Here is a 16,328-nt window from a genome sequence, read left to right on the forward strand (position 1 = left end):
TTTGTCATGTCTGAACTGATCCAAGTTGAACAGCTTTTTACCCGGACCGATCTTCCTGGGCAGGTTATTCTCGACTGCCGTTTCGATTTACAGGCGCCCAACAAGGGCCTCGAGCAATACCGTGAGGGCCATATACCCGGCGCGCTATACGCCGATCTGGCAGAGCAGTTATCGGGCCCGTGCGTGCCCGGCCAAACCGGTCGTCACCCCCTGCCGAGTGTCGAGCAGTGGCAGGCGACCTTGCGTCAATGGGGCATCGAACCCCAGTCCCAGGTGGTGGTGTACGATCAAGGCAACGGCATGTTTGCCGCACGGGCCTGGTGGCTGTTGAAATGGGCCGGGATCGACAAGGTCCAGCTATTGGATGGCGGTCTGGCACGCTGGCAACAGTTGGGCGGCGATTGCACCCGCTTAGTGCCGGTGCCGCAGCCATCCGAGATTCAGATCACGCCCCGTGCCGACTGGACCATCAGCGCCCAAGAACTGGCCGACCGAGATGCCTCGACCCTGGTCTTAGATGCCCGAGCCTTGGCGCGCTACCGGGGAGATATTGAACCACTCGATACCCAGGCCGGCCATATTCCGGGGGCGATGAATGCCGATTTCAGTAAAAACCTGGCCGCCGATGGCCGCTTTTTAAGCTCGGCTGAATTGGCGCAGCGCTTTGCCGGTTTGCCCAATGCTGCGCTGGTCTGCTACTGCGGTTCTGGGGTCACCGCCTGCCATAATCTATTGGCCTTATGTGAAAGCGGCCGACTCATGCCGACGCTGTACCCGGGCAGCTGGAGTGAATGGATCACCGATCCGCAGCGGGCAATTGGCCTGGGCACAGAAGGTCCGGTCTGGTGAAAAGACTGCTCTGGGTCTGCGTGCTGGCCGGATGGCTCGACTTGGCCGCTGCAGCCGATCATTTTAATATCCTGGTCTATCACCACGTCTCGACAGACAGTCCGGCGAGCACCTCTGTCACGCCACAAGTTTTCCGCGAACATCTGCAGTTTTTTCAAGATCAGCAGATCCATGTCATGCCGCTTGCGGAAGCCCTTGCGGCCGTTACAAATGGCTCGCCCTTACCGGACAAGACCATCGCGATCACCTTTGACGATGGCTATCGCGATATCTATGACAATGCCTTGCCACTGCTTGAGGAGTTTGGCTATCCCTTCACCATCTTTGTCGCCACCGACCCGATCGACAAGGGCTATGGCGATATGCTCAGTTGGGCGCAATTGCGCACCCTGGCGCAGCGCGGCGTGACCATTGCCAACCACAGCACCGATCACGCCTATCTGGTGCGCCAACAGGCCGGCGGCGCGCTGGGGCGGGCCGGTCTCAGAGCAAATATCGAACAGGCACAGCAGCGTCTGGTAGACGAGCTCGGCGACGCTGTGCCGCGTTGGCTGGCGTACCCCTATGGCGAGTTCAGCACACAGCTGCAGGACTTACTGAAGGACATGGGCTACCTCGGTTTCGGTCAACATTCTGGCGGCGTCTGGGCGGGCACCCATGCCCAAGCCATCCCTCGCTTTGCCGCGGCCGGCATATATGCCAATACGGCCACCTTGGCGACCAAGATTGGCTCCCATCCGATGCCGATCGATGAGGCCAACCTACCCAACATGCTCACGACCGATCGAAGCCCGAGCGTCACCGTCGATTTCACCGATAACCTCGTGCCAACGCTGCCCCTGAATTGTTTTCTCGATGGTGATCCGCTGCCGGCTAGCCGTCCCACGGCCAGCTCCTTTCGGCTAAGTAGCCCGGCACCCTTAACACTCGGCCGGCATCGCTTCAACTGCACCGCACGCAGCGCCTCGGGAGCGTTTTATTATTGGTTTTCCAAGCCGTGGTTGGTATCCGACGGGACGCAATAGCGCCGCAAGGGGCACCTTAGAGGTACAGAATAAAAACTCAGCAGAAGTGCCCGCAGAGCGTGACCGCGCGCGGTCCTTGGCCTATCAGGCTAGGCGGGGATGTCGTAATCGTGCACCGGTACCCAATCGTTGGTGTTGGGCAAGCGTTCCCAAACGCTACCGACTTGCGACCGGCGCACCAATTCGGTGATGCTTGGGTCTAAACGCTCGAGGCAGTCCAATGGCGCGACACACGCGGCATTTTCCTCGAGTAAGAATTCGTCGGTCTCCTGACCGCTGTAAAAACGAAAGCCGGTATCATTTGCGTGCTGGGGATCTTCCTTGTAAAAAAAACGAATTGGCAACGGACGCTCATTTAAAATCAGACTAGAGGCAAGACACAGGTGGCCCAGTTCAGTTGCGGTGTAAAGCTCATTTCTCATACAGTCGGTAACCTCGGGTATAACCCGGCATCAAAGGGCGGCGGATTATAAGCAAACCGATCTAAAATGCACCCGTAAATACCAGCTTTTTTGCACTGATTTTTAGGCCTCTTTGCAAATCAACAAGTTATGAGTGTAATTTTTTGTAACGAAATTAACGACTGGGTTATTTTTAAGCTGAATGCGCGCTGGCCGTCTGGAGACGACCATGCCGGGTCGGGCGCTTTACTTGCACCCGATGTGGCCATCAGGCCGGTGCGGAAGGTCGATAGGCCGATTTTAACAGTTCGAAGTCGTCTACCACCCTGCCCATCAGTTCTGCGTCATAAGGCTGTAATCCACTGACGATGAGTTTTTTATCGCCCTTACCAATCACTTCATCACCATCTCGAATTTCAAAGATGAAATGCGCATCGCCGCGCTTACCGTTGACATCCAGTGTCGAGTTGACGAGAGCCAATTCAGGTTGAGCAATGGCGACTCGGTCGAGCTCAAACGACATGCTCTCATAGATTACCAGAGGGCGCCTTGGATTAAACATGACCTGATGCTTTTCCAGCAGGGGCACTAATATATAGGGGAAATTCTGACCGGAAAAGGCGACGTAGCTGCGAATAACGGCTTCGATAAGTGCGCGGTCGTGCGATACCTCACCATGGTGTTCAACATGGGTATAAACCTTGCCAGCATCATCGGTTATCTCAATAACACCCTGATGATTGTCGGGTAGGTTGAGCGGCTTGTCTTTGCCGACCATACCGGAAAAGGACACCGACATGCGTTGGCCTAGGCCGTATTTCGACATAGCCAGTGCGAACAGCAGATCACCTGGCACCACAAAACGTTTGGCCTCGGGATCGTGGATTGGGTTGAAGTCGCCCGCCACCTCTTTGGCAAAACGACTCGCCTGTGCCGCGGACACCACAATGCGGCCGTCAATTACCGTATGAAATTCATCCAAAAACACCGCCGAACCTCCTAAACAAGACGCTTTCGCATCACTTTTCACTGATTGAACCTGAGCGTTGCTGACAAGCCTGTTAGTCGAGCAACCCCTGGATAGGGTACATTTGTGCGCTAGAGTATCAAAAAGCACAAAATTTGACACATAAGTCGCCAAAAAAGAACTAATAGCTACCGACAGATATGCAGGGCAACATCACTGTCGTTCATCAAACCGAGGATATCAGTAGGCGGGGCTTGGTCAGTAAAGAGTCGATCCGCTTGGGCTAAGTTACCCAAGCGCACCATCGCTTTGCGGCCAAACTTGCTGTGATCGGCGGCCAAAAAAACCTGCCGACTGTGCTCGATAATCGCTTGTGCCACCTTCACTTCACGGTAGTCAAAATCCAACAGGGTGCCTTCATTGTCGATGGCACTGATGCCAATAAGGCCGTAATCCAGTTTGAATTGTTGAATAAAATCGAGGGTGGCTTCGCCCATAATGCCACCATCTGTCGCCCTCACCTCGCCACTGGTAACGATGACGCGGAAATCGGTCTTCTGGCTCATTAGGGCTGCGACATGCAAATTGTTGGTGATTATCTGCAGCCCGCGATGGTTCATGAGCGCATGGGCGATGGTTTCGGTCGTGGTGCCGATATTGATAAACAGGCTGGCATTGTCGGGGATTAGGGCGGCAATGGCGGCAGCGATTTTCTGTTTCGCCCGGTGATGCAGTATTTGCCGATCGCTGTAGGCAATATTTTCGGTCGAATTCAAGGGCTTGGCGGCGCCGTGCAGGCGGGTAATCAGGCGCTGCTGCGCCAGCCAGGTCAGATCGCGTCGAATGGTTTGTTCGGTGACCTGATAGCGCCGCACCATATGCTCGACCCGGACTAAACCGTCCGATTCCAGCCATTTCAGAATGGCCTTATGGCGCGCATTCAGGGACTTGTTTTTATCGGTCACTATTATCGGTCACTGTTATCGGTCACTGCGGTTCAACCCCAAAATGAACATTGCGGCCTTTGGCCTGTCAATGCCCGAAAAGCATATCCAGTGCTGCCCCCGGCCTAACCGACCACAGCAACCCTTTTGCATCCAACGTACCCTAGCAGTGCAGCGCCGTCGGTCCTTGATAGGCGCTGACCAGGCCCAATCAGGGCTATTGCCCAGTCAGCGCTATCACCTTAGCACTAACGGTATCGAGCTGGCCGGACAAGGCGGTTAAGCGCTTATTGGTTGCCAGTCGACCTGCATCGACGGCCTCAATCGCACCCAAAAGCTCGGTTATGTTGGCCGTATTGATCTCTTGCTTAGCACTGATTTCATCCTGATCGGCGATGATTTTCCCTTGCTCGGCACTGATTTGATCGCGCTGCGCGGCCGCCAGCTCTTGGGTTAGCGTTAGAGTCAAAATTTGCTCGCCGTAGTTGGCATCGACAATACTGCCCAGGGTGCTGGACGCCGCGGCAAGGTCGACTGTTATAAGGCCTAACTCTTGCACAAGCTGCTGTTCAACAGCCGTAAATTGCTCGAACTGTTGCTCGATTTGCACTAATGCTTGCTCGAATTTCTGTTCAGACTCGCCGCGCTGTGTTTTTTCGACACTCAATTGCTCGCTCAGGCTCGCTAGCTTCTTAACGTCCTCAGCCTGACCGGACTGCACAGTCGCTAAACTGGTGTTGATCAGGCTGACGCTTTCAAGCTGCTCAGCCAAGGCGGTCTGGTTGGCCACAATCCAGGCGCGATTTCTAACATTGGCGACATCCCATAATTTCCGGATCTCATCCATCTGCATATCGGTTTCTACCTTGATCGCCTTAAATTGGGCGTTGATGGCCGTACCATTCATCGATACCGACTCATCGGTCTGGGTCAAGGACTGCTCCAGTCTGACAATGCGCTCATCGGCCAATATCAAACGTTCTTCATAGGAATTCAACAGCTGTACGGCGGAATACTGTTGCAGGGCTAGATATCCAATGGCGACGCCGGCAACAATTAAAAATAGCGCCACGACCCATGAGGTATGAGATTTAGATTGACCGGCACTGGTCTTTTTTTCCGCTGCGGGCTTGCGTTCGGGATTAGCCCGAACATTCCGGGTGCGAATATCATCTCGATCGGGCACCATTCGAGGTAAATCACCCGCTGGAGTTTTTTCAGCCATCATGTAACCCTGTTTGTTTTTTTTACGAGCCTCATTATCTGGGGTTATGCGGCAGAGGGCAACCGGCATCCAACCCTCTTTTGGGCAAAAGGCTGAATATTGGTCTACGTGCACCATTAGGCCGATGAGATAGGCCCTAATTGGCCCCGCCCCGTGACCCAGTAATCAATGTCGGGGGCCATAAATTAGAGATCTGCAGCGACCGAGCGGATCGTCGAACTACGGCACGGGTGGTCGATCGATCTGCTAAAACACAGGTTTGCAAGACATAAAACTTGAAAGTGCGCCGATCAGCCCCGATGATATAGAGTGTTAAATTAACCAACCTAAATCCGACGGAGACGACCATGACTTTTGAAGTACCTACTTTACCCTACGCAATCGATGCCTTAGCGCCCCATATTTCCGCTGAAACACTTGAGTTTCATCATGGCAAACATCATGCAACCTATGTTGCCAAGCTCAATGGCTTGCTTCCGGGGAGCGAGTTTGAAGGTAAGAGTCTAGAAGACATTATCAAATCCTCATCCGGCGGTGTGTTCAACAATGCCGCTCAGATTTGGAACCACAGCTTTTATTGGAACAGCCTAAGCCCGAATGGCGGCGGCCAACCGACGGGTGCCTTGGCCGATGCCATTAACGCCAAATGGGGTTCTTTTGAAGCCTTCCAAGCCGCGCTTGACGATAAGGCCGTGAACAACTTCGGCTCTAGTTGGACTTGGCTGGTTAAAAACACTGACGGCACCCTGGATATCGTCAATACCAGCAATGCCGGCACCCCGATCACGGGCGATCAAACTCCGATCATCACCGTTGACCTCTGGGAACACGCCTATTACATCGATTACCGCAATGTTCGTCCAAACTACTTGGCGGCTTTCTGGCAATTGGTTAATTGGGAATTCGGCGCGGCAAACTTCGCTAAGTAGACCCAATTAAGCGTCACGCCTAAGACCCTAGGCGCAGACAAAAAAAGACCCCAATGGGGTCTTTTTTTTGGCCTTATAATCAGGCAGCGGCCAGGCTGTTCCGCCGGTGCGTCCCAGCACCAAACTACAGGCCCTAGAGTGCGGTGAGCCAGACCCAAGCCCATATCGGCATCACTGCAAAGGCGACGAGCGTCTGCAGGGTGATAATTGAGGCCATGGCCTCCAGGTCGCCGCCCAATTGCCGGGCCAGAATATAGGCTGATGACGCCGTCGGGGTGATAAACACAATCAGCAAGGCCCCTGCGGCGACGCCCGTCAGACCGAAGGCGGCACACAGCGCGAGCGTCACAGCCGGTTTAATCAGGAACTGTGCCACTGAGGCCTCCAGAATAGCTGGTGCATGCCCCCTGATCAGGCCGGGACGCAAGGCAGCACCGACCGCCAATAAACCGAGCGGCAGCGCAGCCCGTCCGATGATTTCAAAGATCTCCGAACTGACCCAAGGCAGACCGACGCCGGACAAACTGAGCACCCAGCCGATCGCACAACCGATCACTAACGGATTCAGCACCAACTGCTTGGCAAAGGTCTTAACCGTACGCGCTTCCGCCTTACCGTAAAGCACGAAAACGCCAATACAGAGAATGTTGGCCACAACAATCATCGAACCCAAGGCCACCGAGATCAGCGCCAAGCCCTCTTGGCCAAAGTAGGCGCCAGAAACCGAGAGCGCGATATAGGTATTAAAGCGCACGCCACCCTGAAAGATGGAGGTAAAGGTCGCCGCGGAGGTCCTATGAGTCAGTGCGAAATAGAGCCATAAGGCTAGAGCTGAGATCAACAACACCAGGGTGCTGATCAGAAACAACCGGGACCACGGCTGACCGGCCAAGTCTTGGCTGGCTAGGGTGTGGATCAAGAGCGCCGGAAACATCAGATAATAGGTGATCTTCTCGATACCCGCCCAAACCTCAGCGGATAAGAACTCAAGCCGTTTTAGGCCATAGCCGAGAACAATAAGGGCCAGTACCGGAATTAATGCATTTACAAAGTAACTCATCTGGGACGGGCTTCCTGCATAGGCTAGATCCCCAGCAAGCAAGCTCTGGGACGAAGAAACGCTACGGTACAGGCCGCGGCGGGTGCTGTCGAGGCCTATGCCGGAAGCATTAAACAGCCCGCTGACTGGGCCCTGCCGGGCGTTACCTCCAGCCGGTTATATTCGACCAATGGACCCTTCGCGCGCGCTTAGGCTAGGTTTGAAAAACTTCTTCGCAGCAAATTGACCTTAATCCAATGTCCTCCTACGCTTCACCTAGGCCATAAAAGAGGCTCAAGGTAAAAGCCTATCAGCGCCTACTGCCGGAACACGCCGCTAAGTCTATATAACTCAAGAGGATCGAACGGATAGCTATGTCAAATTTAGCCTTACGGCCCGAGATTAGGATTGATAGTCGTACCGTTGCAGCGGCGCAGGCTGCCGAAGCCGGCACCTATTCGATACATTGGTTCGACCAACGAGATCGGGCCAAAAGGATAGAGCATTATGTCGACCTGACTCTCTTGAAGATTGACTACATCGACCTACTGGTACCCCTACAAGGGCATGTCAACGAACACCTATTGGCTCATCCTCAGGTGGCCTGTGAATGCCGGACCCTCAGGCAAAAGATAGCGGAAAATAGCTATAAATTTGATATCAATCGGTTCGATACCGCCGGTAAGCTAACGACGCGAAGCGCTTGCATTGAAGATACCCAAGGGCTTCGAATTACCGAAACGACCTTTACCGCTGATGGCGCTTTTGTCGTGCGGTCCAATTACCACTATGCGCCCAACATGACCTTGGTATCGGTCCAGCACTATGACAGTTTCGGCAATGTCGTTTCATCCTAACCGGCAACAAACCACCCGATTGAATCGGGTGGCTTGGGTTTAATAGGACGCCCTACTGCGTGAAACAGGCCCAAAGTGCGACGGATCAGGGATAGAGTTGATAAATTAGGGCTCCGTTCTGATTGCGTTTAAAGACATTGGTCTTACCACACTGGGCAAAGTGATTGTTCGACACGTAAGGTGTGTTGGCTTGCTGGATATCACCTTCCCATCCAAGACCATCACCATTGTAGGATTTCAATTCAAACCAATGTTGGCCCAGTTCGTCGACCACTGCAACACCGTTGCAATAGACCTCGGCATCCAACAGCCAGTAATTATCACCCCAAAGATTCAGCGGAGTATAGCCATAGCCGTCGTCGATAACCGTTTTGCCAAAGTCGGCATCGTTGGTTGTCCAGATCATCGGGCTGCCAATCACTTCGCCCTGTTGGTCCTCAGCGCCGTGCCAGTCGAGGTACCAATCGTTGCTGCGCGCTGGATCGTCCCGTCCCAGTCGATGGCGCATCGGAATGGCGCAGTCCCACTTGGCTGCCTCACTGGCGCCACAGTCGACCCCTCGAACAGTTTGGGAATAGCCCCAGTCAATGCCGCCGCGCAAAAAGGTCGGCTCATCATCGGGATTTTCGGCCTGAATAAAGACTAACGTTCGCGCGGCGGGAAAGGGTCCAAAACTGAGTTTCTCGACCTGATAGGCATGACTGTCATCATAGAAGCTCACCCGATAATAACCGGGTCCGCCCAAGATTTTAATATCGCCACCGTCGGGTTCGGCAATGCCCTGCCAGTTGCGACCGTCATTATCAGAATCGCCGTAGTTCCACAGCCAGGGATTATCGACCGGATCGATATCGAACTTAAACCGCTCGCTTGGAGAGTGGCCGCTGAATTCAATGGTGTTTTGCCAGTAAGAGTCGCCTGCGTAATTGGTGAATTTCTGCATGGACTGATAGCCGCTCTCGACATTCCAGTCGTTGTGGGTGCCGCGAAGATAGACTGCGGGAAAGTCGGGTATGCCCAGACGATAATTCTGGGCATAATTATTGTCTACCGCCACCGGTCCGCCAAAATCATATTTAACAAAGTACTTTAGATCGTCGGCATTTGCTGGCAAGCCAAGAATTGAAAAGCGCCACAATTCACCGCCCTGGACACCTGGATTGGTGAAGCGGCTTAACGGGTGAGACCCAGTGGTATCGATAAATTCAGCAGAGACCTGCGCCGTAGTTTGCCAGTCGTCCAGGGAGTAAACCAAGGTGACGGTCTTCAGGGGTGCCAAATTTTGCAGTAGGATACGACCGCCGGACAGATCACAACGATCCATCTGGGTATCGCAACGAATCTCGCCCTTATCGTTAATCAACACCTGATAATTGGGTGCGAGCATATAGCCATCGTTCATCCCCAAGTGGAAATTTTGTTGCTGGTTATTGTCCCAAAATATTTGGTCGTTGGCCTCTACCCGCACGGCAAAGTTCAGGTCGGTTGCGGTAATTTCATCGCAGCGCCAACTGTCGACTACGGTGCATAGGGTCATCGACGCTTGCCAAACCTCCCGGCCGTCGCCGGCCACACCGAGATAGTTAGCCAGCAAGTCGCGCCACTGCCCGTCGTGCGCCTGATAATAAAGGTTAACGGTCTTATTCGGTGCGAGGTTGTCGACCTTGATAACAAAGCGCGCTTCCTGACCACCTAAACCACGATAGGAATAGACTCGACTCATGGCACTGACCAAGTTCACTTCGGCGTCGGCCCAGGCCATCGATGTCGAGAACAGGCCGGTTAAAAAAGCCAAGATTAAAAGAAAATTTTTCATGCTAACACCCCCAAGGCGTCAATGATGGGTGACACGTCAGGGACCATTTATCACTACGGGGATTGCCAAACCTTCCGTCAGCTTGCAAGGCTACTATTTAACAATCAACAAACCATAACGGCCCTCTAGTCCAGTTAATGTTGCTGTTGCCCAGCTGCGGCGAACGGACTTCAGAGCATGGGCCTTAGGGTTAGGCACACACAAACTCCGCCTATCCTTTGCCTAGCGTCTATTCACGTTCGCCTAAAGCTCGGCGCACAGACGTCAACTCGACAACCTAGGACGGCACCCTGCTGACTCAGGGCCGTCCCGATTCATTACCGTTTGACGTCAGCAAGCATATTAGGCGCCCGACACAGGGGCCACAACGGGCAAAAATAGCCTAATATGAAGCCTGTTGGATTTCAGGGCGCTGACCAACGAGACCTCATTGGTGGCATGGCGCGGTTAGGACAGGGTGAGGTCTGTCCACTCGCCCGGCGTTAATGAGTGCGTTGGTCAATAAGCCAACTCACCGAGGTTGACCGTCCAAGGATCGTTGTAGAGACTCCAGGCATTGGCATTGGCCGTCGGGCTCCAGGCATCATTCCAGGGTATGAAGTATGATGTCTTAGGGAAGTTACTGTGTAGGGCATTGATAAATTGTTCGAAATCATACTTTCCGTGCGCGTCAAAAACAGCCTGGCTCGGCCCGATCTCAGCAAACACAAAGGGCTTGTTCACCTCTGACAGCTCGTCATATCCGCGTTGCACCTTGGCATCCCAAATGCTCAGGTTATAGGCATCTAGGCCGACCACATCGACATAGTCATCCCCCGGATAAAAGCTCATCTTATAGTCGCGATTGGCATCGGGTGAGTAGACCCAGATGAGGTTATTTAAACCTCTATCCTGGGTAAAGTAATGGTACATTTCGATCCATAATCTTTTATAGAGCGCATGACGCACAGCATCATTAGTGTTGTAGCCGCTTGCGCCCCACCAGAACCATTCACCCGTCATTTCGTGCAAGGGCCGATAGATGACCGTGACGCCAGAATTCTGCAGGTCCTCTAGACCATCGGCAACCTTGTTCAGTATTTGAAACCATCGCTTACGAATATCATGACCCTGTTGAAATATTTTCGCATACTGCCAATTAGCGATAGGGTTCTTTAACCCACCGCCATTGGTGGGAATCGGGCTCGGCAAGTGGTTGCTGATTTGCACCAATCCGCCTTGATTGTTAAATAAATTTTTCAGCGTCGCGTTGCAGTCATAGTTAATCAGATCGGCGACCCGGTTGGCACGATCCCAGCCTCGGGCATAATCGCAAGCGTAAATCGCCGGTCGTTGACCGGTCCACGCCTTAATCTTATCGGACTCTGCCAGGCTAAAGGCACTGCCACCGGATATACCCGAATAACCGCCAAATGCGCCAGAAAGAACGCGATTGGTACTCTTGTTGGGGAGGTTTTGCAGGTAGCGATAAATATCCTGTGTGGTTTGGTTGGCAGACCCGTTGGCCAGTCCACTGGCAGCCCCGCTGCTGTTGGCTGAGCAGGTGGTGTTATCTTCCCAGCCCCAGCCGTCACCGTCCGGATCGGCCGATTGTGCGCTGCAACTGTGATGCATCACACATACATTGGCATCTTGCCAGCCCCAGCCATCACCGTCAGGATCGGCCGAAGCGTTGCTGCAGTCGGGGTAGCGGAAGCAGGATTGGTTGTTTTGCCAACCATAGCCGGTGCCGTCTAAGGCGGTTCCATTGCTGCAGTCGGGGTAGGATTGAGCGTTTGCGGTTGCGCCGAGGGCGCATGAAACTAGCAGGGTCGCCTGGATAATGCTTCTAAATACGTCCATGTTTCACCTAATATTTTATAGAAAAAATTAATTATCCTTAATAATAACGGATACATATCACACTGATTGCGATTAATAATGGCAATTCATTGCGCGTAACCGGAGGATAGAACGGTTGCTCGTGCACAGGCAGCGAGCAAAGCCATCAACCTATCCTTCCGGTTATTAGGATCAAACGATAACAAGCTGTCTGGATGTTAAAAGAAGGATTTAGCGGGTAATGGAGAACTATAGATTTGGGACTATATTGCGGGTAACGCCTAGGCTTGGCCGCCGTGGCCGGACAGGGCTGCGATATCGATGCCGAGTAGGGTCAGAGCCCGTTGGTATTTGCTCGCGTCCTCGGCGGCAAAAATAATATCGTTGTCCGCGGCGACCGTCAGCCAAGCATTCTGTTTGAGTTCTTCCTCCAATTGGCCTTCGGACCAACCGGAGTAACCTAGGCAAAAAATATAATCGCTCGGTCCTTCTCCTTGGGCCAGAGCTTGCAGTATATCCGTACTGGTCGTGAGACCCAGATTGCCGTTATCCACTGAACCCTGCCAGACTCGTTCCGACAGTCGATGCAAGACGAAGCCCTGTTCGGAACTCACCGGTCCGCCAAGATGCACACCATGTTCGCCGGTGAGCGCATCGACCGGGCTAATGCTTGCAGACTCGCAAATTTCGGCCAGACGATAGGAGCTAGGGCGATTGATAATAACCCCCATGGCGCCCTGCGCATCGTGCTGCAGAATATAGCTGACGGTGCCAGCAAACTCCGGATCGGCCATCGAGGGCATCGCGATTAAAAAATGATGACTCAAATTCATATCGGTCACAAACTTACTCCTTTAAATAGCTTCGCCGGGCAATGGTCGAATTCGCGTTCGGGTTGTCTCGTAACCCGGTTGCGGCAGGTTGGGTATCCATTGGCTGCAGATCAGCGAAACCAGGGCCAGACCGGCACCCACGTAAAATACCAACTCCGGGGATACTAACCAGACCAGGCCCAACATGGCCGGCAAGGCCACGGCAGCTATATGGTTGATGGTGAATGACACACCGGCACTGGAGGCCATATCCTTAGGGTCGGCTATCTTTTGAAAATAGGTTTTGATGGCAATGGCCATAGCGAAAAACAAATGGTCGACAATATACAGGCTCGCGGCGAACCAAGGATTTTCGACCAGCGCATAGCCGCAAAACACCAGCGTCAAACCGAGGTATTCTAAGGTTAGGGCCTTGCGCTCGCCAATCCGACCGATCCAGGCACCGATTTTACGCGCAAAAAACATATTGAAAAAATAATTTATTAGCAGCAGCAGGGCAATCTGCCCGGCACTGTAACCAAATTTCTCCACCATCAGGAAGCCGGCAAAAACCACAAAGATTTGCCGACGTGCCCCGCTCAAAAAAGTAAGCAGATAAAAGAGCCAATAGCGTTTGCGCAGTACCAAATGTTTATTCTGGGGCGTCTTGGCGGGGAACAAGGGGAATCGCAACGCCATATAGAGCACAAGAATTAACGTTAGTCCGCCAAACAGACCATAAACATAGCGATACGGCAAGGCAAAATATTCGATGCTCAGCCAGATACCGCCAAAGGCGGCCACAGCGGCCACAGCCTTAACCGACAGGGCCCGACCCATAAATTCGGCGGCCCGTTCCTTGGGCAACCATTGCAGGGTGAGCGATTGATTGAGGGTTTCCAAATAATGGAAGCCAATCGACATCAGCACCGTGGTCAAATAGAGCCCGAGTGTGGACGGAAAAAATCCGGTCAAGAAGACACCAATGGCGAGCGTAAATAGAGCCATTACGGCAAAGCGCTGCTCGTGGATATACCAGAGAATGAACACGGCCGTGAAGGCGAGAAAACCAGGCACCTCACGCAGGCTCTGCAAAACGCCAATTTCCTTACCGGTAAATTGGGCCATCTCGATGGTGAAATTATTGAGCAGGGCCATCCACGCCGAAAACGCGATAGGCATGGCAAAGGCAATCAATAACAAGAAGTTTTCGCGTTGGTTTTGATCCGAACTCATACCGGGGTCTCATGACAGCTTGGGCAATCAATTGCCCGAGTGAAGTTAAAGGTCTGCCAATCCATCTCGCGAGCGTCCCAGCTCAACAGCCGGCCAAACAACGGGCGACCAAGGTTGAGGAGGATTTTTATGGTCTCCAGCGCCATAATAGAGCCGATGGTACCCACGACCGGCCCTAGTACGCCGGCACTGGCGCAGCTCAGGTGCTCATCTTGGCCTTGGGGGTAGAGGCACTCAAAACAGGGGCTGGCGTGGCGGGCAAAGTCGAAACTGCTCACCTGACCGCTGGTACCGATGGCAGCACCACTTATCAGGGGGATCTGCTCGCGTTGGCAAAAGGCATTAACCAGATAACGACTGGCAAAGTTATCGGTCCCGATAACCACTAGATCGACGTTCGCTAGCATAGCAGCACAGTTGACCGCTGTTAGGCGCTCAGCGTAGGCGGTTACTCGAACCTCCGGGTTGAGGCGATGAATATAATCCTCGGCGCTGGTGACCTTGGCGACTCCGAGCTGAGTCGTATCATGAATAATTTGCCGCTGCAGGTTGGTCACCTCAACAAGATCGTCGTCAACCAAGGATAGCTGACCGATACCGGCGGCGGCCAAATATTGAACCACCGGGCTGCCGAGGCCGCCGACGCCGATTACCGCGACATGACTGGCCAATAGGCGGGCCTGTCCGGCGACGTCGACCTCGGGCAAGAGTATGTTGCGGGCATAACGTAACAGCTGGTCATCGCTTAGGCTTATCATAGAGGCTTTACACCACCGTTCGGAATGAACCGACCGCCATAGCGTCGGCTGTTATGGGCGACAAAAACTAAAAAACCCTTTGCAGACTGCTCGGCAAAGGGTTTGCTTAATCAATCTATTGAGCGGGTCAGGACCTGCCTTTACTCGGCAGGGGCCGACGACGCTTTGATCAAAGTCTCAAGTTCGCCGCTTTCGGACATTTCGGTCACTATATCGCACCCGCCAATTAATTCGCCCTTGACCCACAGCTGAGGAAAGGTCGGCCAGTTGGCAAATTTCGGCAATTCAGCCCGAATATCGGGATGCTGCAAAATGTCGATATAGGCAAATCGTTCGCCGCAAGACATGACAGCTTGCACCGTTTTAGCCGAAAAACCGCACATCGGCTGATTGGGATTGCCCTTCATATAGAGAAGCACTGCATTGCTACTAATTTGTTCTTTGATGTTTTCTAAGGTGTCGCTCATATAACCTACCAATCTAGTCAGATATCTGCGCCCCATTGTACCGATTTAAGTTCAGACCACCAGCCCTGCCCTAACGGTTATCGACAAATAGGCCTCAGGTCGATTTGGCCACGAAACACTCTCCAGGCCACGCGATTCTGAGGGCAGCCCCGGTGTTGCGGATACTGCCAGCCAGTGTCGCCAAAATCGCAGCAAACCAGCATTGATGCGGCTCAAAAGCCATGATAGCCTATCGAATTCCCCGCTCATATTGGAGCCAGCTACCATGTCAGTCCGTCACTTCCTCACCCTGAATGATTTAAGCCAGAGCGAAGCACTGCAAATCATCGCACGCGCCTCTGAATTAAAGCAGATGCACAAAAACCGGACTGTCTATGAGCCTCTTAAGGGCCGGGTATTGGCGATGATTTTCGAAAAATCGTCAACTCGGACTCGAGTTTCATTTGAAGCCGGCATGAATCAACTGGGCGGCACGGCCATTTTCCTGTCGCCGCGCGACACCCAGTTGGGTCGGGGCGAACCGATTGAAGACAGCGCGCGCGTTCTGTCCGAAATGGTCGATGCGGTCATGGTGCGGACCTTTGAACACTCTAAGATCGCCACCTTTGCGCAATACAGCTCGGTGCCGGTGATCAATGCCCTGACCGACGATTACCATCCCTGTCAGTTGCTCGCCGATATGCAAGCCTATATAGAGGCACGAGGCTCTATTGCGGGCAAAACCGTAACCTGGATTGGCGACGGCAATAATATGTGCAACAGCTACATTAACGCGGCGATGTTGTTTGATTTTAAGCTCAACATAGCATGCCCGGAGGGTTACGAGCCGATGGCGGCCTTGCTTGCCCAAGCCGGTCAGCGCGTCACCCTGTATCGCTCCGCCAGTGAGGCGTGCCGAGGTGCCCACCTGGTTACCACCGATGTTTGGGCCAGCATGGGCCAGGAAGAAGAAACCAAACTCAGACGCCAAGCCTTCGCCGATTATCAGGTGTCCCCTGCCCTGCTCGACACGGCCGATGCCGAGGCGATATTTCTACACTGCCTGCCGGCTCACCGCGGTGAAGAGGTAAGTGAAGATATGCTCGATGACCCGCGCTCTAGGGTGTTTGAACAGGCCGGCAATCGACTGCATGCGCAGAAGGCCTTGCTGGAATTTTTGCTCTTAAACAACGCCTAACGGCG

The 16,328-nt window shown here is 53.4% G+C and carries 16 protein-coding genes; 5 read left to right on the top strand and 11 right to left on the bottom strand.

What is annotated here, in order from left to right:
• Positions 1 to 6: 6 nt before the first annotated feature.
• Both AC4FIC_RS01550 and AC4FIC_RS01555 read left to right on the top strand, forming a co-directional pair.
• Positions 7 to 849 (top strand): sulfurtransferase, encoded by an 843-nt coding sequence (locus AC4FIC_RS01550; RefSeq protein ID WP_100258707.1) that lies wholly within the window; start codon positions 7 to 9, stop codon positions 847 to 849.
• On the top strand, positions 846 to 1,874 hold the full coding sequence (locus tag AC4FIC_RS01555; RefSeq protein ID WP_158524296.1) for a polysaccharide deacetylase family protein: 1,029 nt from the start codon (positions 846 to 848) through the stop codon (positions 1,872 to 1,874). Before AC4FIC_RS01550 ends, AC4FIC_RS01555 begins: the two co-directional genes overlap by 4 nt.
• A gap of 89 nt (positions 1,875 to 1,963) precedes the next feature.
• Here the strand turns inward: AC4FIC_RS01555 and AC4FIC_RS01560 are convergent, their stop codons facing one another.
• The 4 genes from AC4FIC_RS01560 to AC4FIC_RS01575 form a co-directional block, all read right to left on the bottom strand.
• Entirely contained in the window at positions 1,964 to 2,296 is a 333-nt protein-coding gene (locus AC4FIC_RS01560; protein WP_100256583.1) for a DUF2185 domain-containing protein, read from the bottom strand.
• Between the two features lie 247 nt (positions 2,297 to 2,543).
• Positions 2,544 to 3,263: a DUF3581 family protein gene (locus tag AC4FIC_RS01565; RefSeq protein WP_100256582.1), complete on the bottom strand. Its 720-nt coding sequence runs from the start codon at positions 3,261 to 3,263 to the stop codon at positions 2,544 to 2,546.
• 167 nt (positions 3,264 to 3,430) lie between these two features.
• The gene (locus AC4FIC_RS01570) at positions 3,431 to 4,207 is read right to left on the bottom strand and encodes a DeoR family transcriptional regulator (protein WP_227003769.1); all 777 of its coding nucleotides are present in this window, start codon (positions 4,205 to 4,207) and stop codon (positions 3,431 to 3,433) included.
• A gap of 196 nt (positions 4,208 to 4,403) precedes the next feature.
• Positions 4,404 to 5,411, bottom strand: a complete 1,008-nt coding sequence (locus AC4FIC_RS01575; protein ID WP_273286047.1) for a coiled-coil domain-containing protein — start codon at positions 5,409 to 5,411, stop codon at positions 4,404 to 4,406.
• Between the two features lie 347 nt (positions 5,412 to 5,758).
• Between AC4FIC_RS01575 and AC4FIC_RS01580 the strand changes: the two genes are divergently transcribed.
• Positions 5,759 to 6,340: a Fe-Mn family superoxide dismutase gene (locus AC4FIC_RS01580; protein ID WP_100256580.1), complete on the top strand. Its 582-nt coding sequence runs from the start codon at positions 5,759 to 5,761 to the stop codon at positions 6,338 to 6,340.
• 133 nt (positions 6,341 to 6,473) lie between these two features.
• Here AC4FIC_RS01580 and AC4FIC_RS01585 read toward each other — a convergent pair whose 3' ends face one another.
• Positions 6,474 to 7,400: an AEC family transporter gene (locus AC4FIC_RS01585; RefSeq protein ID WP_100256579.1), complete on the bottom strand. Its 927-nt coding sequence runs from the start codon at positions 7,398 to 7,400 to the stop codon at positions 6,474 to 6,476.
• Positions 7,401 to 7,753: 353 nt separating this feature from the next.
• On the opposite strand from AC4FIC_RS01585, the gene AC4FIC_RS01590 reads away from it, so the two are divergent.
• Positions 7,754 to 8,236, top strand: a complete 483-nt coding sequence (locus AC4FIC_RS01590; protein ID WP_475843351.1) for a hypothetical protein — start codon at positions 7,754 to 7,756, stop codon at positions 8,234 to 8,236.
• A gap of 85 nt (positions 8,237 to 8,321) precedes the next feature.
• On the opposite strand, the gene AC4FIC_RS01595 is transcribed toward AC4FIC_RS01590, so the two are convergent.
• The 6 genes from AC4FIC_RS01595 to grxD form a co-directional block, all read right to left on the bottom strand.
• A complete protein-coding gene (locus AC4FIC_RS01595) occupies positions 8,322 to 10,052 on the bottom strand; it encodes a hypothetical protein (protein ID WP_273286052.1) in 1,731 nt (576 codons plus the stop codon).
• 498 nt (positions 10,053 to 10,550) lie between these two features.
• On the bottom strand, positions 10,551 to 11,894 hold the full coding sequence (locus AC4FIC_RS01600; RefSeq protein ID WP_100256576.1) for a glycosyl hydrolase: 1,344 nt from the start codon (positions 11,892 to 11,894) through the stop codon (positions 10,551 to 10,553).
• Positions 11,895 to 12,154: 260 nt separating this feature from the next.
• Entirely contained in the window at positions 12,155 to 12,706 is a 552-nt protein-coding gene (locus AC4FIC_RS01605; protein WP_100258706.1) for a YqgE/AlgH family protein, read from the bottom strand.
• 21 nt (positions 12,707 to 12,727) lie between these two features.
• Positions 12,728 to 13,921: an MFS transporter gene (locus AC4FIC_RS01610; protein ID WP_476194233.1), complete on the bottom strand. Its 1,194-nt coding sequence runs from the start codon at positions 13,919 to 13,921 to the stop codon at positions 12,728 to 12,730.
• On the bottom strand, positions 13,918 to 14,679 hold the full coding sequence (locus AC4FIC_RS01615) for a HesA/MoeB/ThiF family protein (RefSeq protein ID WP_476194234.1): 762 nt from the start codon (positions 14,677 to 14,679) through the stop codon (positions 13,918 to 13,920). Before AC4FIC_RS01615 ends, AC4FIC_RS01610 begins: the two co-directional genes overlap by 4 nt.
• Positions 14,680 to 14,819: 140 nt before the next feature.
• A complete protein-coding gene (grxD, locus tag AC4FIC_RS01620; RefSeq protein ID WP_100256573.1) occupies positions 14,820 to 15,146 on the bottom strand; it encodes a Grx4 family monothiol glutaredoxin in 327 nt (108 codons plus the stop codon).
• A gap of 265 nt (positions 15,147 to 15,411) precedes the next feature.
• On the opposite strand from grxD, the gene argF reads away from it, so the two are divergent.
• Positions 15,412 to 16,323, top strand: coding sequence for an ornithine carbamoyltransferase (gene argF, locus AC4FIC_RS01625; RefSeq protein ID WP_476194715.1), 912 nt, complete (start codon positions 15,412 to 15,414; stop codon positions 16,321 to 16,323).
• Positions 16,324 to 16,328 lie beyond the last annotated feature (5 nt).

The organism is Reinekea sp., from assembly GCF_982785585.1.